Source organism: Marinobacter shunpengi (genome assembly GCF_045449695.1).
Taxonomy (GTDB): Bacteria; Pseudomonadota; Gammaproteobacteria; order Pseudomonadales; family Oleiphilaceae; genus Marinobacter.
Map to the genome: position 1 here is coordinate 247,220 of NZ_JBJJKZ010000015.1, position 18,179 is coordinate 265,398.

The following is an 18,179-nucleotide window of genomic DNA, read 5'->3' on the forward strand; positions in this document are numbered from 1 at the left end:
TTCTTGACCCCGCGAGGCGGGGATCAGGCTCAGGCCACGTCTGCGGACTTCGCCTTCTCGGAGTACTCTTCCATCTGATCGAAATTCATGTAGCGGTAGATCTCCGACGACATGCTGTTCAGATCCTTGGCATACTCCATGTACTCGGCCGGTGACGGCAGCTTGCCCAGTACTGCGCCAACCGCTGCCAGTTCCGCGGAGGTCAGGTACACGTTGGCACCATCGCCCAGGCGGTTGGGGAAGTTACGGGTGGAGGTGGACAGGACGGTGGACTTGGCTTCCACCCGTGCCTGGTTACCCATGCACAGGGAGCAACCCGGCATCTCGGTGCGTACACCGGCGGTGCCGTAGGTGTTGAAGTAGCCTTCGTCCATCAGCTGCTGCTGGTCCATCTTGGTGGGCGGAGACATCCACAGGCGGGTCTTCAGCGGCTCCTTGTTCTGCTCCAGCAGCTTGCCGGCGGCGCGGAAGTGACCGATGTTGGTCATGCAGGAACCGATGAACACCTCGTCCACCTTGTCGCCAGCCACTTCGGACAGCACCTTGGCATCGTCCGGGTCGTTCGGGCAGCAGACGATAGGCTCCTTGATGTCGGCCAGGTCGATCTCGACCACATGGGCGTACTCCGCGTCCTTGTCGGCACGCATCAGGCTCGGGTTGTCCAGCCACTCTTCCATCTGCTTGGCGCGACGCTCCAGGGTGCGCGGATCGCCATAGCCTTCGGCAATCATCCAGCGCAGCATGGTGATGTTGGAGCGCAGGTACTCGGCCACGGACTCCTCGGACAGGTTGATGGTACAACCTGCGGCAGAGCGCTCGGCGGAAGCGTCAGACAGTTCGAACGCCTGCTCAACGGTCAGGTGTTCCAGGCCTTCGATTTCCAGGATGCGACCGGAGAATTCGTTGATCTTGCCCTTCTTCTCAACGGTCAGCAGGCCTTCCTTGATGCCATACAGCGGAATGGCGTGTACCAGGTCACGCAGGGTGATACCCGGCTGCATCTCGCCCTTGAAGCGAACCAGAACGGATTCCGGCATGTCCAGGGGCATAACGCCGGTGGCGGCGGCGAAGGCTACCAGACCGGAACCGGCCGGGAAGGAAATGCCCATGGGGAAGCGGGTGTGAGAGTCACCACCGGTACCCACGGTGTCCGGCAGCAGCATGCGGTTCAGCCAGGAGTGGATGATACCGTCACCCGGACGCAGGGAAACACCGCCACGGTTGCGGATAAAGTCTGGCAGGGTGTGCTGCATTTCCACGTCAATCGGCTTCGGATAGGCGGCGGTGTGACAGAAGGACTGCATCACCAGGTCGGCCTGGAAGCCCAGACACGCCAGGTCTTTCAGTTCGTCCCGTGTCATCGGGCCGGTAGTATCCTGGGAGCCGACGGTAGTCATGTGGGGCTCGCAGTAGGTGCCCGGGCGAACGCCTTGGCCTTCTTCCAGACCACAGGCCTTGCCGACCATTTTCTGGCCAAGCGTGAAGCCCTTGGTGCCTTCTTCCGGATCACTGGGCAGACGGAAGATGTCGGTGGGGCCCAGGCCCAGGGCCGCGCGAGCCTTGGTGGTCAGGCCACGGCCAATGATCAGCGGAATACGGCCGCCGGCCTGAACTTCGTCCAGGATCACGTCGGACTTGAAACCGAACTCGGAGATGGTCTCGCCAGCTTCGTTCAGGATCTTGCCGTCATAGGGGCGGATCTCGATCACGTCGCCCATGTTCAGGTCGTCAACCGGTGCCTCGAATACCAGGGCACCAGCGTCTTCCATGGTGTTGAAGAAGATCGGGGCAACCTTGTTGCCAATACAGACACCACCGGCGCGCTTGTTGGGCACACCGGGAATGTCGTCACCGAAGAACCACAGCACGGAGTTGGTGGCGGACTTGCGGGAGGAACCGGTACCGACCACGTCCCCCACGAAGGCAACCGGCAGGCCCTTGCTCTTGATATCGTCGATCTGCTGCATGGGACCGGTGACACCGGGCTCGTCCGGCTTCAGGCCATCGCGCTCCATCTTGTAGGCGGCGCGGGCGTGCAGGGGGATGTCCGGGCGGGACCAGGCATCCGGGGCCGGGGACAGGTCATCGGTGTTGGTCTCACCGGTCACCTTGAAAACGACCATCTTGGTGCTCTCGGGCACCTTCTTCTTGCTGGTGAACCACTCGGCGTTGGCCCAGGATTCGATCACCTCTTTGGCGACGGCATTGCCGGCGTCCATCTTGTCCTTCACATCGTTGAAGGCATCGAACATCAGCAGGGTTTTCTTGAGCTTCTCGCCAGCCAGCTTGGCCAGCTCGTCGTTGTCCAGCAGCTCGACCAGGGTGGCGATGTTATAGCCGCCCTGCATCATGCCCAGCAGCTCCACGGCCTTTTCCTTGTTCAGCAGCGGGCTGGTGGCTTCACCCTTGGCAATGGCGGACAGGAAACCGGCCTTCACGTAGGCCGCTTCGTCAACGCCCGGCGGGATACGGTTTTCCAGCAGGTAAACCAGGAACTCTTCCTCGCCCTTGGGCGGGTTCTTCAGGAGTTCCACCAGTTCAGCGGTCTGTTCCGCGTTCAGCGGCTTGGGGGGAATGCCCAGAGCTTCGCGCTCTGCAACGTGTTCACGGTATGCTTCTAACACGATATCGACCCTCATCAGTTGGGGAACCCGCGCGGGCCTTGTGAGCTGGCGGGCGTTGTGTTGTGTGGAAAAGGCCACGAATCGGCGCTGCATTCTATAGGAATCGGGCGTCAAAGTTAAGGTGCCGTTGGTCGTAACTGCCTGTCGCGGTGTATACTCCGCCCGCTTAACCCACCTCGAATGACCGGTATCCATGACTGATCTGACCGCCGCCATTGAAGAGATCCATGGCTTTCTACCATGCGCCACGCCCCGCCAGTGGATCGATAACGCCCTGGCCAATCCGGACCTGATGCTGATTGATCATGCCCACTGTGAGAAGAAGGCGGCGTCTACGGCGCTGAGCCTGATGTATCGGTATGTGGATAACACCGATCTGCTCAACAAGATGTCCCGTCTGGCGCGGGAGGAGTTGCGGCATTTCGAGCAGGTGCTGGCGATCATGAAGAAGCGGGGCATCCATTATGGCCATTTGTCCCCGGCCCGCTATGCTGCCGGTCTGCGGGAGCTGGTGCGGTCCGAGGACCCCGGACGCCTGGTGGATGTGCTGATCGTCGGTGCCATTATCGAGGCCCGCTCCTGCGAGCGCTTTGCGGCCCTGGCGCCGCACCTGGACGATACCCTGGCGGATTTCTACAACGGTCTGCTGAAGTCGGAGGCCCGCCATTACCGGGATTACCTGAAACTGGCGGAACAGGCCAATGGCGGGTCGGTGGATGAGCGGGTAGGGGAGTTCCTGGCGATCGAGAAACGATTGATTGAGGAGCCGGACAGTGAGTTCCGGTTTCATAGTGGGCCGATTTTCTAGCAAGCGTCCTGCACAGGGCTCGAGCTCGCAGGGTGAGGTTATTTTCCGGGACCGTCGAGCGCCAGGGACGGCGCTCGTCGAGCCCTACAGGGATGTACTTGCCGGGCGTGTCCCGGAAAAAGTGGCATCGCCCTGCGGGCTTTGCACTTAGCTGTAAGTCCTGGGTGCATTTTTTACTCGGTAGCCTGCAGATCCGGTGCAAGCAGAGCCATGCCGGTGAAATTTTTCCAGACACGCCCCGCAAGTACGTCCATGTAGGGCTCCGTCGCGTCATCCCTGGCGCTCCAGGGTCTGGAAAAATCTCCCCAACCTGTCTCTGGTCTGGCAGGGGAATTAACGCCTGGAGTGCGGAACTTCTTATAACTCCCGACAAAGCTCCATCCACCGATCAATTCCCGCACTGCGATACTTCTGCCGGTGCAGGATGAAATAGAACTGCCGGTCAAAGCGCCGGTGCGCCGCCGCCCTTAAAGGCACCAGGGAACCCCGGTTAAATGCATCCTGCAGGCAGACCCGGGACAGGCAGCCGATCCCAAGGTTGGCCTCCACCGCCCGCTTGATGGCCTCCGTGTGCTCCAGCTCCAGCAGGATATTCAGATCCGGCAGCAGGCCATGCATGCCCCGCTCAAACGTCTGACGGGTACCGGAGCCGGGTTCCCGGGCAATCCAGGTGGCGGATTTCAGGTCCTCGTCGTTGAGCCCCTGCTTGCTGGCAAGCGGATGCTGCGGTGAACAGAAAATCACCAGCTCATCGTTGCGCCAGGGGATCACCTCCAGTTCCGGGGCCTGCAATTCCCCCTCAATCAGACCGATATCCAGTTCGAAATCCATGACCCGCCTGGCGATGGAGCTGGTATTGGCCACCTCCAGCGACACCCGGGGTTTAGTGGGTGTGTCCATGTAGCGGGCCATCACGCCGACCGCAAGATAGTTGCCGATGGTCAGGGTCGCCCCCACCTTGAGGGCGCCTACCTCCGTGTGCTTGCTGAAGGCCTGCTCCAGCTCGTTGGCCTGGGCCAGCAGGCTTTCCACCTTGGGACGGTACAGGCGGCCCAGTTCGTTGAGTTGCAGCCGCTTGCCGACCCGGTCGAACAGTTTGATGTCGAACTGGTTCTCCAGCTCCTTCAGTGCACTGCTGGCGGCGGACTGGGACATCGCCAGCGACTCCGCCGCCCGGGTGATGTTCTGGTAGTGGGAGGCGGCCAGGAAAACCTCAAGTTGACGGAACGTGTACTTCATAATCGGTTTTCTCGAATAACGTTATGAAAATATCCCATTTCATCGATAGGTTACCTTTGACGTAAGATACACTCAATCGCATTTACCCAGTTTCGCAAGAAACCCAGAGATTCAGGTGGACTATCCATTATGAGCAAGATGAACGTAGAGACCGTAACCAGTGTCCGGCACTGGAACGATACCCTGTTCAGCTTTACCACCAGCCGCGATCCGGGCTTCCGGTTCAAGAACGGCCACTTCACCATGATTGGCCTGGAAACCGATGGCAAGCCGCTGATGCGCGCCTACAGCATCGCCAGTGCCAATTATGAGGAAGAGCTGGAATTCTTCTCCATCAAGGTACAGGACGGCCCGTTGACCTCCCGCCTGCAGAAGATCCAGGTGGGCGACGAGATCCTGGTGAGCCGCAAGCCCACCGGCACTCTGATTCTGGACAACCTGCTGCCGGGCAAGAACCTGTGGCTGATCAGCACCGGCACCGGTCTGGCGCCGTTCATGAGCATCATCAAGGACCCGGAAGTCTATGAGGCGTTCGACAAGGTGATCCTCACCCACGGTGTTCGCTATGCGTCCGAACTGGCGTACCAGGAAGAGATCGAAGGCCTGCCCAATAACGAGTACTTTGGTGAGATGGTGGACGGTAAGCTGCTGTACTATCCCACTGTTACCCGTGAGGATTTCCGCAACCAGGGCCGCCTGACCGATGCCATGCAGACCGGCAAGCTCACCAGTGACCTTGGTCTGCAGGACTTTGACCTTGAGAACGACCGTTTCATGGTCTGTGGCAGCCCGAGCATGCTCAAGGATACCTGCCGCATTCTGGATGATATGGGCTTCAAGGAGGCCCGCCAGGGCGACCTGGGTCACTACGTCATCGAGCGTGCGTTTGTAGAGCAGTAGGACTTTCAAAACCCCTCGCCTTGGACCCCGGCCCTGCCGGGGTTTTTTGTGGGCGTTCGGTCCGGCCAGACCTGTACAGATATTACGCTCTTGTGATGACCGGTGGCTTTGCTTAGTTTTACGACTGAATGGAGACAGGAAGTGCCATACACCATTGTCCAGACAGGGAGTCAACCATGCCTGACGCCATCCCACCCGATCGTTACCTGCTGATTATCGGCGCCATGAAGTGTGGTACTTCCTCCCTGTATGACTACCTCGCCGGTCATCCCCAGTTATGCCCGGCGCTGACCAAGGAACCCGAGTATTTTTCGTCCGGTCAACGCCATGGACTGGATGTCGATGACTACGAAAGCCTGTGGGATTTCGACAGCCGTGTTCACCGGTATGCCATGGAAGCGTCGACCGGATACACCAAGTTTCCGCAGGAGAGTGGGGTGCCGCAACGCATCCATGAATACGGGATCAGGCCGAAATTTGTCTATATCGTCCGTAATCCCCTGGACCGGATTGTCTCCCACTACAACTACATGCTCCGGGATGCGGATTTTGACCAACGGATCGTGGATGATCACCTGGTCAATACCTCCAGTTACTTCCTCCAGCTCAGCCAGTATCAGCGATGGTTTCCCGACAGGGATCTCCTGGTACTGGATTTCGACCGGCTCAAATCCGATCCGGGGGCAGTGATCGCCCAGGTGTGCCGGTTCCTGGGTGTGGATGACCGCTATCGTCCTGCCTCCTACCAGGTGGCCAATCGAACCGAGGTCCAGAGCACCCTGGAACGCTGGGTGAAGCACTCTCCGCTGGGCAGCCTGTCACACCATATTCCTGCACCGGTGCGGCGTTGCGGGCAACGTATCCTGGGTTCCGTCTCTCCCCGTCGCCTGCGCACGCTGTCGTCGTCGGAGCGGGCCTATGTCATCGAGAGGCTGACTCCCGACATGCAACAGTTCCAGCGGGCGTTCGGGTTTGATATAACCCGGTGGGGATTCCCCTCAATGTCGGTCACCGGTTCGGCTGGGGCCGCACCAGGGGTTGACCAGGCCGGTTCGGTGCCGCCCTGACATCCCCCGCGGTTCACCAGTCACTGACAGGAGTTGGCTTTTGCGCGCATTACTTCCATTGGTTCTGACGGCGTTGGTGACCGGTCTGACTTCCGTCACTGTCAGGGCGCAGTCCGACCTCAACCTGTCGCTGTCCGACCAGGCGTTCGAGTGGATTGCCGGCCAGATCTTCCTTAACGAATGCAATGCCCGTGAGGACTGCCTGGTGCACTGGAACCGGGGGGAAGCCTTCCCGTCCCTTGGCATCGGACATTTCATCTGGTATCCGATGGGGGTGGAGGGGCCGTTCCAGGAAAGCTTCCCCTCGCTGGTCGCCTTTGGCGTGCAGCAGGGCGTTGACGTGCCCGCCTGGCTGGTTTCCCAGGCCCCGTTGGGGGCACCATGGCCTGATCGTGATACCTTCCTGAAGGCGGTGGATTACGATCCGCGTGTCCGGGAGCTGCGGGAGTGGTTGGCTGGCCACCAGTCTTTTCAGGCCGCCTTCCTGGTATCCCGGGCCCGGGAAGCTCTGGAACAGGTGATTTCCGCTTCCGGCGATCCGGCCAGTACCCGCCGTAAACTCGATACCCTGGTCACCACGCCGGGGGGCGTCTATGCCCTGGTGGACTATGTCAATTTCAAGGGTGAGGGCCTCTCCAAATCGGAGCGGTATCAGGGGGTTGGCTGGGGGCTGCTGCAGGTGCTGGAAGCCATGCCCGATAACCTGGCAGACCGGGAAACCATGCTGGCGGAATTCAGGCAGGCGGCGGCCCGTGTCCTGACCCGGCGGGCCGGGTTGTCTGAGCGGGCCATCGAACGACAGCAATGGTTGCCCGGCTGGCTGAACCGGGTGGATACCTACCGGGAGCCGGGCAGCTCCGACCCTTGATTGATCGCTGACGGCAGATGCTCTGTCACCGCAGCCAACTGCGCAGCTTGACCGCCAGGCGCTCGGCGTCGGACAGTTGTCTGCGTTCAGCCAGTAGCCGGGCCAGTACATCCGGCCGGTCGGTGATGATGGCGTCTACCCCCATGTCGATCAGTCTCGCCATTTCTGACGGCTGGTTGACGGTCCAGGCATGCAGTTCGTAGTCCAGTTGCCTGGCCCGGGCCACGGCCGCGGCGGATATCCGGTTGTGGCGCAGACCCAGGATATCGAACTGCTCCTCGTGCAGGGGGCCGATGACGAACTGGGCCAGCAGTGCGGTTTGCAGGGACGGCTCCATCGCCCTGGCGTCGTTCAGTATGTGGCGCTCAGCGGCGGCGATAACGGTACCCTCAAGGGCATCCTCCCGGCGAAGTACCTGCACCACCTGTCGGGCCAGGTCGCGGCTGTTGTGGTCTGGCTTCAGGTCGAGGAACAGGTTGGCCCGGCCACGGGCCAGTTCGATCAGCTCTGTCAGCGTCAGCACCCGCTCACCGGCGTAGTCGGGTGAGAACCAGGCCCCCGCGTCCAGCGCGCGTATATCCTCCCACTGCAGTTCCGAAATGCGTTCAGGCCGCCCGTACAGGCGCTCCAGGTCGGCGTCATGCCAGAGGATCAGTTTGCCATCCGCAGTCATGCGGACGTCCACTTCCAACAGGTCGGCGCCGTCGGCAATGGCCCGTTCCAGGGCGCTGGCGGTGTTCTCGGGGGCGACAAACGCGTTACCCCGGTGGGCGGTGATGGTAACGTCATCGTGCTCGCCAAAGGCCCCCACGACGAGTACCGCCTGAACAATGACGACAGCCACCAGTACCGCTTCCAGCAGCCAGGCCCTGGCGTTGGTGTTCCGTGGCGGGGTGGGCACGTGGTGCTGGTGGGAGTGACCACTGGTGGACAGGTAGACCCGGTAGATCAGCAGACTGTATCCGGCGTACAGGACAAAGGCCACCGTAATCATCAGTAGGAGGTACAGGGCAACATAAGCTGCAATGGCGGGAATCAGGGCCCGAGGACTGGCGGGCATGAGGGCCAGGTAGGGAGCCCCCATAACCTGGAACAGGTACGTAAACAGCAACGGCAGTACGAGTAGCACGCCGCCGCCCATGGCCAGCGGCACCATCAACTGGCGTTTGCTGCCGTGGATGCGTCGGCTGCTGCTCAACAGGGCGTCCAGGGCGGTGACCCGTTCCAGCGTGGCGATGGGAACCGCCAGACTCCAGCGCAGGAACAGCCAGCCATTGCCGCACACCATGCCTATCAGCGCGGCCACGGCAACACCAAGGAACCACCAGAGCTCCACCGGCCGGGTGATGTTGATGAAATAGGCCTCGTACCCGGACAGCAGGGTCCACCATGCGACGGCGGTGACCAGCAGGAACGGCAGGGCGACCACCAGGTGCCCCATGACCTGGAGCAGGGTCAGCCAGAGCAGGCGACCGGATCGTCGGGCTACCAGCCAGAGGGCGGCGAGGGTCAGGCGATACTCGCCGGCCCTGTCCACTGAGGAGGCAATCACGGTCATGCCCGCCTGTTCCAGGGCCAGGGTGGTCATAACGGCGGTCAGGGTGACCACTATCCACACCAGGCCTCCGGCAGATAACAGGAAAGCCGCAATGTCGCCGGTGCTGATGGCACCCTGGCCGGTCACCGGCTCCAGGACGGAGAGCAGGGTGCCGATCGCCGGTGCTAGCACGGCCAGGGTGAAGCCGGTGAAGAACAGATGGTTCATCAACAGGCTGCGCCGGTGCCGTCGCAGGATGCCGAGTGCGTCAGAGATCAGTCTCATGGCCGGGTATCGTCGGGCGGATCAGTGGGAAGTTTGGCGGCCTCGTCGAACAGCCGGAGCCGTTGTTCCAGGGTCAGGAAGGGGGGCTGGTCCGAGGGTGACAGGGAGCCGAACAGGCGCCCTGGCGTGAACCGCCAGGTTTCGCAGCGCACCAGGCTTTCGGTACAGGCAAGCAACTGGCCGGATTCCTGCAGGAAGAACTTCATGCCGGTATAGGTATCCGCCAGCATCAGCTCCCGTTCCTCCAGCTTGTCCTGGCTCAGCAGGCTGCGGCCGGTCATGGGGGTGGTCGGTTCACCGGTGCCGGTCGCGTCCAGGATGGTCAGGGGGATATCCAGTTGTGCCACGATACGATCACGGTCGGCATAGTCCTGCAGTCGGTCGGGGTGGGGTGGTCGGATTGCCAGTACCCCGGTATTGCCGTCCAGGGGGAAGGCGGTTCGGTCCTGACGCACGAATCCGCCGGATTCGTCAGAGGTGAGCACGACCAGGGTGTTGTCCAGCACCCCGGACTGTTCCATGTCGTCCAGGAATCCGATCAGTACCCGCTCCATCACCAACATGGCATTGCGGCGGGCTTCCTGGGGGGTGGTTGGCAGTGGTGTGCTGTCCCCGTTATCGGCTGCGATTTCACCACCGGTATCAAACGGGTGGTGTGTGCCCACGTTCAGCAGGGTGACCAGCCACCGGGATTCGTTCTCGTCAAGTTTCCGGAGACGCCTTGCGATATCGGCAAAATAGACCGGGTCCGGTGGTCCCCAGCCTTCCTGTTCCCCGTCCCCGGTGGCGAAGACATCGGCACCGGTGACCCGGCTAAAGCCAGCGCGGGGCATGAAACGGTCCTTGCTCATGTATTCCAGTGGGGCGGCCTGCCAATAGGCGGTGATGTATCCCCGGGAGCGCAACATCTCGGGCATACAGACGGGAAAGGCTTTGGCGTCGGCCACGTCTGCCATTTTCGTGGACAGACGCTGGAAATCCGGATACCGGCCGCACAGGATGGCGAAGGTGCCCCGGTCCGTCTGCCGTTCCATACTGAGTGCGTTGCGGTACAGGCGGAAGCCCTTGTTGTTGAGGGCGTGCTCCAGCTTTTCCAGTGAAATGGCCGGCGTCAGGCCGTGGTACTCGCTGATGGACGGGAAATAGCCGGCCGACAGGCCTTCCACCATGATCAGCAGGACATTGGGAGGGTTGTCGACGTCCGGTTGCGCCATGTCGGCCTGGAAGTAGTCGTCGTCCTCGTCGATCGTGGCTTCCTTCGCCACCTCCTTGCCCACCTGTGAGCCGGCCGGTGCCAGGATGGCGCCCGGGATCTGGGCCAGCAGGCTGGCGACCGGATTGTTCCTTGCCGTGGTCAGGCTGTGGGAAGCAGCCAGGTAGATCAGGGTAGTGATGACGACCAGTAAGGCGGCAGAAGTGGCCTGGGGTGGCGGACTCGGCACCAGCCACCGGTAGGTCCGGACCAGCAGCCAGGCAAGACCGATGTAGACCGGTAACAACAGTAGCTGCGGGTTGAGCACCGAGGACACCAGGAAGACCGGATCGGCGCTTTTGCTGATCATGGCGAGGCGAGGGTAAGTGCCATGGGCTGCCAGGTGCATGGCCGATGCCATCAGCAGACAGCCGAGGCCGACCACCAGAACACACCTGAGCAGGGCGGTGCGGGCGAGCATCAGCAGCCCCGTGAGTATGGCCGCCCCGGCCATATCGCTCAGCAGCATGCGGCCTGCCTCGGGCAGCACACCACTATGGAGAAGAAGGCAGGCCCGAACCAGCAGCAGCCAGGTGAATGCCATCAGCAGTGTCATACCCAGGCGCTGATCCTGAAGGGCCCGGTAAACCGACATATCATACTCCCGCACGGGACACTAGGGGAGCCGCGAGGTCAGAGCGGCTGCTTCCTCAGGGCCGGCTCGTGGTCAGGGCTTACGTCCAGCCACCAGACGTTCTCCGCCCAATCGCCGAGTACGATCCGGGTTGCAGGCGCACCGTTGGCTTCGAGCTGGTGACTGGCCGGGCGGTGGGTATGGCCATGGATCATCCGCTGGACGCCGTGTTCCTCCATCTCCCGGACCACCTCCTCGGGTGTCACATCCATGATGTGCTCTGCCTTGCCCTGGTTCTTGGCCATGCTGATCTCACGGAGCTGGCGGGCCACCATCTGGCGGTCGGCCAGCGGTCGCTGCAGGAACATCTGTTGCCACTGGTCGTTACGCATGCTGGTGCGGAACTTCTGGTATTCCTCGTCGGCGGTACACAAGCTGTCCCCGTGCATCAGCAGGGTTGGGGTGCCGTACAGGTCCACCACGGTGGGGTCCGGCAGCAAGGTGGCGCCGCAACGCCGGCTGTAGTCCTCGCCGATCAGGAAGTCCCGGTTACCATGCATCAGGTACAGGGCGGTGCCGCTATCGCTGACCTCATGCAGCGCTTGCGCTACCTGGTTCTGCAGGGGCGTCTTTTCGTCATCGCCAATCCAGGCTTCGAAGAAATCCCCGAGGATATAGAGCGCGTCGATGCCCATGGCCTTATCCTTCAGGAAGGCCAGGAAGGCATCCGTGATATCGGGGCGGGCTTCCTCCAGGTGCAGGTCCGAGATAAAGCGGGTGATCACGCCTCGCCCCCGTCTTCGATGACCTCCGCCTTTTCGATGACCACATTCTCGCTGGGGACATCGTCATGGAACCCCTGGCTTTCAGTGCGCACGGCACGGATCCGGTTAACCGTGTCCATGCCATCCACCACTTTGCCGAAGACACAGTAGCCCCAGCCGTCGGCATTCTTGGCGGTGTGATCAAGGAAACCGTTGTTCTCCACATTGATAAAGAACTGTGCGGTGGCAGAATGCGGGTCCATGGTGCGGGCCATGGCTACGGTGCCCTGCATGTTGCTCAGGCCGTTGTCGGCCTCGTTCTGGATGGGGTCGCGGGTCTTGCGGGGTTGCATGTCCGGGGTGAATCCGCCGCCCTGGATCATGAAGTTGCTGATCACACGGTGGAAAATCAGTCCGTCATAGAAACCGTCGCGCACATACTGCTCGAAGTTTTTCGCGGTTTCCGGGGCTTTGTCGTGGTTGAGTTCCAGCGTGATGTCGCCGTGTGAGGTTTTCAGCAGAATCATCGGGGGTTTCCTGTCGTGAATTTTCAGTGTTCAATTCACGATATTGTACGCAAGAGTTGGCGGCCATGCATGAGTCCGGCCCGGTTTTATGCGTATAATAGGCGGTTTCAGATCCACTTCTTTTATTCCAGGACACTATGAGCGCCGAGTCAAAGAAAGCCCATAACTTTATCCAGAGCCTGATCGAAGACGCCGTTGCCAGCGGTGAGCACGCCGGCAAGGTGGTGACCCGGTTCCCGCCGGAGCCCAACGGCTACCTGCATATTGGTCATGCCAAGTCCATCTGCCTGAATTTCGGTATCGCCGAGACGTTCGGTGGTGAGTGCAACCTGCGATTCGACGATACCAACCCGGAGAAAGAAGAGCAGGAGTATATTGACTCCATCAAGCGGGACGTCCACTGGCTGGGCTACGAGTGGGCCGGGGATGTGCACTTTGCCTCCGACTACTTCGATGCCCTCTACGACTTCGCGGTGGAGCTGATCGAGAAGGGCAAGGCCTATGTCTGCGCTCTGACCGCCGAGGAAATGACCGAGTACCGTGGCACCCTGAAAGAACCGGGGCGCAACAGTCCCTATCGCGACCGGTCCGTGGAGGAGAACCTCAAGCTGTTCCGTGACATGCGGGACGGCAAGTTCGCCAATGGCGAGGTGGTACTGCGGGCGAAGATCGATATGGCCTCCCCCAATATCAATATGCGGGACCCGATCCTCTATCGGGTGCGGTATGCCGAGCACCACCAGACTGGCAACAAGTGGTGCATCTACCCGATGTACGACTTTACCCATCCGATTTCCGATGCCATGGAAGGGGTCACCCACTCCCTGTGCACCCTGGAGTTCGAGGACCATCGCCCGCTGTACGACTGGGTGATCGAGAACATCACGGCGCCGTGCCAGCCCCGGCAGATCGAATTTGCCCGGCTGAACCTCAACTACACGGTGACCAGCAAGCGCAAGCTCAAGCGGCTGGTGGACGAGGGGCACGTGGACGGCTGGGACGATCCCCGTATGCCCACCATTTCCGGCATGCGCCGTCGGGGGTTCACGCCGGCTTCCATCCGCAACTTCTGCGACATGATCGGCGTGAACAAGGCCGGTGGCACCGTCGACGTGGGCATGCTGGAGCATGCCATACGAGAGGACCTGAACACCCATGCGCCCCGGGCCATGTGTGTGATGCGGCCACTGAAGGTTACCCTGACCAACTATCCGGAAGACCGGGCCGAAACCCTGGAGCTGCCGGTGCACCCGCAGAATCCGGATATGGGCACCCGCCAGGTGCCCTGGACCCGGGAGCTGTATATTGACCGGGAGGACTTCGCGGAGGAGCCTCCCCGCAAGTGGAAGCGCCTGGCACCGGATCAGGCGGTACGGCTTCGTGGCGGCTATGTGATGACCTGTCGCGAGATCATCCGTAACGACAGTGGCGAGATCGTCGAACTCAGGTGCGAGTATGACCCCGGTACCCTGGGCGTGAATCCGGAGGGCTACAAGCCCAACGGCGTGATCCACTGGGTCTCCGCCACTGACAGTGTGGAAGCGGATATCAATGTCTATGACCGATTGTTCAACCATGAGAACCCGGACAGTGACAAGGCAACGGATTTTACCGACCATCTGAACCCGGAGTCCCTGGTGCGCCTGGAGAAGGTGAGGGCGGAGAAGAGCCTGGGCCAGCCCCGGGGCGATCTGCCTTACCAGTTCGAGCGGGAGGGGTACTTTTTCTTCGATGAAGAGGCCTCGGAATCTGGTCGGCTGGTGTTTAACCGTACTGTTACTCTCCGGGATTCCTGGGGGAAGGGTAAGGCGTAAAGCACAGAGGCTGGAGGAAGCCGGCGGGAAGGACCTTCCCGCCGGCTTCCTTTCCCCCATGCCCGAATGGCATGAGCCGCTTTTTTGTTAGGTCCTGCAGCCCCTATTCATTAATTGCATGATTCGGATGCCCAAAGCGTGATTAGAATCTACAACACCCTCAGCCAGCAAAAGGAAGACTTCCAGCCCATCCAGCCAGGCAAGGTGCGCATGTATGTGTGCGGCATGACGGTGTACGACTACTGTCACCTGGGGCATGCCCGGGTGCTGGTGGCCTTCGACGTGATTACCCGGTACCTGCGTCACCGTGGTTACGATGTGCACTACGTGCGCAATATCACCGATATCGATGACAAGATCCTGCGCCGGGCCGATGAGAATGGCGAAGCCTTTACCGATCTCACCGAACGCATGATTGAAGCCATGCACCAGGATGAGCGTCGGCTGGGCGTGCTGGCACCGGACGAGGAGCCCAAGGCTACGGACTTTATCGACGAGATCATTGCCATGATCCACGTGCTGGTCCACAAGGGCCATGCCTACGCGGCGGATAACGGCGATGTCTATTTCTCCGTCGACAGCTTCGATGGCTACGGCAAGCTCAGCAAGAAGAAGCTGGAAGACCTGCTTGCGGGCGCCCGGGTGGACGTGGAGCAAGCCAAGAAGAGTCCGGCGGACTTTGCCCTGTGGAAAGCCTCCAAGCCGGGTGAGGTGAGCTGGCCGTCACCCTGGGGTGATGGTCGCCCGGGGTGGCATATCGAATGCTCCGCCATGTCCACCAAATGCCTGGGGGATACCTTCGATATCCACGGCGGCGGGCCGGACCTGCTGTTTCCGCACCATGAGAACGAGATTGCCCAGTCCGAGTGTGCCACCGGGCATCATTTCGTGAATACCTGGATGCATGCCGGTGCTATCCGCGTGAACAAGGAGAAGATGTCCAAGTCCCTGGGTAACTTCTTCACTATCCGCGAGATTCTGGACAGCTATCCACCGGAAGTAGTGCGTTATTTCCTGGTATCCAGTCATTACCGGAGCCAGGTGGATTACTCCGAGGATAATCTGATCGAGGCTGGCCAGACGCTGGAGCGGCTATACCACGCCCTGCGGGGCGTAATTCCGGGCAAGGATGTGCCGGAGAGCGACTTTGACCGCCAGTTCCATGAGGTGATGGACGACGACTTCAATACCGCAGGCGCTATCAGCGTGCTTCACGGTGTTGCGGGAGCACTGAATCAGGCGCGGCGGGATGGCGATGAAGACCGTATCCGTGAGCTGGCGGCGGTGCTGGTCCGTCTTGGCAGTGTCCTGGGGCTGCTCCAGCAGGACCCGGAAGCCTTCTTCCAGGCGGGAGTGCCCGACGACCTGTCGGCGGAGCAGATTGAGGCGATGATCGAAGCCCGGGCCAATGCCCGAAAGGAGAAGAACTTCGCCGAAGCGGACCGTATCCGCGACGAGCTGCAGGACAAGGGCATTATTCTCGACGACAGCCGGGAAGGAACCACCTGGCGCCGGGGCTAAGGTGTGAAAGTGTGCCGGATATGGCGTAAACTATCGCGCCCCGAGGTATGAGCAAGAGGCAATACGTGGATGACGCAATCCGATTGTCTCTTAGGGAATACAGACAACACTGAGGCAGACAACGATGACAGAACGCGTGCAAGTCGGCGGCCTGCAGGTCGCGAAGAACCTGTTCGATTTCGTGAATAACGAAGCGATCCCGGGAACCGGCGTCGACGCTGACAAATTCTGGGCCGAATTTGACAAGATCGTCCACGAGCTGGCGCCCCGTAACAGGGAGCTGCTTGCCAAGCGCGACGATATCCAGGAAAAAATGGATGGCTGGTACCGTAACCACAAGGGGCAGCCCTTCAACATGGACGAGTACAAGTCTTTCCTGAAGGACATCGGCTACCTGGCGGACGAACCGGGCGAGTTCAGGATCTCCACCTCCAACGTGGACCCGGAAATCGCCACCATGGCCGGCCCGCAGCTCGTGGTGCCGGTAATGAACGGCCGCTTCGCCCTGAACGCCGCCAACGCCCGCTGGGGTAGTCTGTACGACGCCCTGTACGGTACCGACGTGATCTCCGAGGAAGGCGGTGCCCAGAAGGGCCCCGGCTACAACTCGGTGCGTGGTGCCAAGGTTATCGAGTTTGCCCGCAACCTGCTGGACGAGTCCGCGCCGCTGGCTTCCGGCAGCCACAAGGATGCCGCGAAGTATCTGGTGGAAGGCGGCAAGCTGGTGGTCAAGCTGCAGAGCGGTGAGTCCACCGGCCTGAAAGATGAGTCCGCCTTCGTCGGCTACACCGGTGCCGAGGGCGAGCCCACCGGCATCCTGCTGGTGAAGAATGGCATGCATTTCGAAATCCAGATCGATGCCAGCCACCCCATCGGCCAGGACGATGGCGCTCACGTCAAGGACGTGCTGATGGAGTCCGCCCTGACCACCATCATGGACTGCGAAGACTCGGTTGCCGCCGTTGATGCCGACGACAAGACCCTGGCCTACCGCAACTGGCTGGGCCTGATGAAGGGTGACCTGGAGGAAAGCTTCCAGAAGGGCGGCGAGATGATGACCCGTCGCATGCACGCGGACCGCACCTACACCGGCGCCGATGGCAGCGAGCTGAGCCTGAAGGGGCGCAGCCTGATGTTCGTGCGTAATGTGGGTCACCTGATGACCAACCCGGCCATCCTTCTGAAGGACGGCAACGAGGTGCCGGAAGGCCTGATGGACGGCCTGATCACATCACTGGTCGCCATCCATGACCTGAAGGGCAATGGCCCGCACCAGAACAGCACTACCGGCTCTGTCTACATTGTTAAGCCGAAGATGCACGGTCCCGAGGAAGTGGCCTTCACCAACGAGTTCTTCGGCAAGGTGGAAGATGCACTGGGTCTAGCCCGCTTTACCCTGAAGGTGGGCATCATGGACGAGGAGCGCCGCACCACGGTGAACCTGAAGTCCTGTATCCACGCTGCGAAAGAGCGCGCCGTGTTCATCAACACCGGCTTCCTGGACCGTACCGGTGACGAGATTCACACTTCCATGGAGAAGGGGCCGTTTATCCGCAAGGGGCCGATGAAGCAGGCCACCTGGATCCAGGCCTACGAGCAGTGGAACGTGGACATCGGTCTGGAAACCGGCTTCCGTGGTGTTGCCCAGATCGGCAAGGGCATGTGGGCCATGCCGGATCTGATGGCGGGCATGCTGGAGGCCAAGATCGGCCATCCCAAGGCCGGTGCCAATACGGCGTGGGTTCCGTCCCCGACCGCGGCCACCCTGCATGCCATCCATTACCATCAGGTGAATGTGGCTGACGTGCAGAAGCAGCTTGAGAGCCGCCAGCGTGCAGCCCTGGAAGACATTCTCACCGTACCGGTGATGGATGATCCCAAGTCCCTGTCCGAGGCGGAAATCCAGGAGGAGCTGGACAACAACGCCCAAGGTATCCTCGGCTATGTGGTGCGCTGGATCGATCAGGGTGTGGGCTGTTCCAAGGTGCCGGACATCAACGATGTGGGGCTGATGGAAGACCGGGCCACCCTGCGGATCGCCTCCCAGTTGCTGTGTAACTGGCTTTACCACGGCATCTGCAGCGAAGAGCAGATCGTCAGGACGCTTGAGCGTATGGCGGCGGTGGTGGATCGCCAGAATGAGGGGGATCCGGCCTACCGCAACATGGCGCCGAACTTTGATGACAGCATTGCCTTCCAGGCCGCCAAGGACCTGATCCTCAAGGGTCGCGAGCAGCCGAACGGCTACACCGAGCCGCTTCTGCACGCTTACCGCCTGAAGGCCAAGGAGAAGTTCGGGCAATAATCGCCTGAACGGATTCGAAAACCCCGCCCGGTTATGCCGCGCGGGGTTTTTCTGTTTCTGGGGGGGGGGAGCGAATCTTGGTGGTAAGGGTGGG

Annotated in this window: 13 protein-coding genes; 7 read left to right on the top strand and 6 right to left on the bottom strand. The window is 61.0% G+C overall.

Features of this window, described 5'->3' with window-relative positions; all coding sequences use genetic code 11:
- Positions 1-29: 29 nt before the first annotated feature.
- On the bottom strand, positions 30-2,624 hold the full coding sequence (gene acnB, locus ACJO2E_RS13415) for a bifunctional aconitate hydratase 2/2-methylisocitrate dehydratase (protein ID WP_406964470.1): 2,595 nt from the start codon (positions 2,622-2,624) through the stop codon (positions 30-32).
- 193 nt (positions 2,625-2,817) lie between these two features.
- Between acnB and ACJO2E_RS13420 the strand changes: the two genes are divergently transcribed.
- Entirely contained in the window at positions 2,818-3,432 is a 615-nt protein-coding gene (locus ACJO2E_RS13420) for a MiaE family protein (RefSeq protein ID WP_406964471.1), read from the top strand.
- Between the two features lie 357 nt (positions 3,433-3,789).
- Here the strand turns inward: ACJO2E_RS13420 and ACJO2E_RS13425 are convergent, their stop codons facing one another.
- The gene (locus ACJO2E_RS13425; RefSeq protein WP_406964473.1) at positions 3,790-4,671 is read right to left on the bottom strand and encodes a LysR family transcriptional regulator; all 882 of its coding nucleotides are present in this window, start codon (positions 4,669-4,671) and stop codon (positions 3,790-3,792) included.
- Between the two features lie 129 nt (positions 4,672-4,800).
- On the opposite strand from ACJO2E_RS13425, the gene ACJO2E_RS13430 reads away from it, so the two are divergent.
- From ACJO2E_RS13430 to ACJO2E_RS13440, 3 genes are all read left to right on the top strand, one after another.
- Positions 4,801-5,571, top strand: coding sequence for a ferredoxin--NADP reductase (locus ACJO2E_RS13430; RefSeq protein WP_406964475.1), 771 nt, complete (start codon positions 4,801-4,803; stop codon positions 5,569-5,571).
- Between the two features lie 176 nt (positions 5,572-5,747).
- The gene (locus tag ACJO2E_RS13435) at positions 5,748-6,638 is read left to right on the top strand and encodes a sulfotransferase domain-containing protein (protein WP_406964477.1); all 891 of its coding nucleotides are present in this window, start codon (positions 5,748-5,750) and stop codon (positions 6,636-6,638) included.
- A 40-nt stretch (positions 6,639-6,678) separates the two neighbouring features.
- Positions 6,679-7,506, top strand: coding sequence for a hypothetical protein (locus ACJO2E_RS13440; protein WP_406964478.1), 828 nt, complete (start codon positions 6,679-6,681; stop codon positions 7,504-7,506).
- A 25-nt stretch (positions 7,507-7,531) separates the two neighbouring features.
- Here the strand turns inward: ACJO2E_RS13440 and ACJO2E_RS13445 are convergent, their stop codons facing one another.
- The 4 genes from ACJO2E_RS13445 to ACJO2E_RS13460 are packed head-to-tail and all read right to left on the bottom strand — an operon-like array spanning position 7,532 to position 12,445.
- A complete protein-coding gene (locus ACJO2E_RS13445; protein ID WP_406964480.1) occupies positions 7,532-9,328 on the bottom strand; it encodes a glycerophosphodiester phosphodiesterase family protein in 1,797 nt (598 codons plus the stop codon).
- Positions 9,325-11,175: an LTA synthase family protein gene (locus tag ACJO2E_RS13450; protein WP_406964481.1), complete on the bottom strand. Its 1,851-nt coding sequence runs from the start codon at positions 11,173-11,175 to the stop codon at positions 9,325-9,327. The genes ACJO2E_RS13445 and ACJO2E_RS13450 overlap by 4 nt, the downstream gene beginning before the upstream one ends.
- Before the next feature lie 38 nt (positions 11,176-11,213).
- Entirely contained in the window at positions 11,214-11,939 is a 726-nt protein-coding gene (gene lpxH, locus ACJO2E_RS13455) for a UDP-2,3-diacylglucosamine diphosphatase (protein WP_406964482.1), read from the bottom strand.
- The gene (locus tag ACJO2E_RS13460; RefSeq protein WP_406964484.1) at positions 11,936-12,445 is read right to left on the bottom strand and encodes a peptidylprolyl isomerase; all 510 of its coding nucleotides are present in this window, start codon (positions 12,443-12,445) and stop codon (positions 11,936-11,938) included. The genes lpxH and ACJO2E_RS13460 overlap by 4 nt, the downstream gene beginning before the upstream one ends.
- Positions 12,446-12,582: 137 nt before the next feature.
- Between ACJO2E_RS13460 and ACJO2E_RS13465 the strand changes: the two genes are divergently transcribed.
- The 3 genes from ACJO2E_RS13465 (at position 12,583) to ACJO2E_RS13475 (ending at position 18,085) form a co-directional block, all read left to right on the top strand.
- Positions 12,583-14,259, top strand: a complete 1,677-nt coding sequence (locus ACJO2E_RS13465) for a glutamine--tRNA ligase/YqeY domain fusion protein (RefSeq protein ID WP_406964486.1) — start codon at positions 12,583-12,585, stop codon at positions 14,257-14,259.
- A gap of 138 nt (positions 14,260-14,397) precedes the next feature.
- Entirely contained in the window at positions 14,398-15,780 is a 1,383-nt protein-coding gene (gene cysS, locus ACJO2E_RS13470) for a cysteine--tRNA ligase (protein ID WP_406964488.1), read from the top strand.
- Between the two features lie 124 nt (positions 15,781-15,904).
- Positions 15,905-18,085, top strand: coding sequence for a malate synthase G (locus ACJO2E_RS13475; RefSeq protein ID WP_406964489.1), 2,181 nt, complete (start codon positions 15,905-15,907; stop codon positions 18,083-18,085).
- The last annotated feature ends 94 nt before the right edge of the window (positions 18,086-18,179 follow it).

Coding starts and splice junctions, on each gene's coding strand:
- ACJO2E_RS13475 (WP_406964489.1), top strand. CDS start 15,905: ATGACAGAACGCGTGCAAGTCGGCGGCCTGCAGGTCGCGAAGAACCTG.
- ACJO2E_RS13445 (WP_406964480.1), bottom strand. CDS start 9,328: ATGAGACTGATCTCTGACGCACTCGGCATCCTGCGACGGCACCGGCGC.
- ACJO2E_RS13425 (WP_406964473.1), bottom strand. CDS start 4,671: ATGAAGTACACGTTCCGTCAACTTGAGGTTTTCCTGGCCGCCTCCCAC.
- ACJO2E_RS13430 (WP_406964475.1), top strand. CDS start 4,801: ATGAGCAAGATGAACGTAGAGACCGTAACCAGTGTCCGGCACTGGAAC.
- ACJO2E_RS13465 (WP_406964486.1), top strand. CDS start 12,583: ATGAGCGCCGAGTCAAAGAAAGCCCATAACTTTATCCAGAGCCTGATC.
- ACJO2E_RS13460 (WP_406964484.1), bottom strand. CDS start 12,445: ATGATTCTGCTGAAAACCTCACACGGCGACATCACGCTGGAACTCAAC.
- ACJO2E_RS13420 (WP_406964471.1), top strand. CDS start 2,818: ATGACTGATCTGACCGCCGCCATTGAAGAGATCCATGGCTTTCTACCA.
- ACJO2E_RS13435 (WP_406964477.1), top strand. CDS start 5,748: ATGCCTGACGCCATCCCACCCGATCGTTACCTGCTGATTATCGGCGCC.
- ACJO2E_RS13450 (WP_406964481.1), bottom strand. CDS start 11,175: ATGTCGGTTTACCGGGCCCTTCAGGATCAGCGCCTGGGTATGACACTG.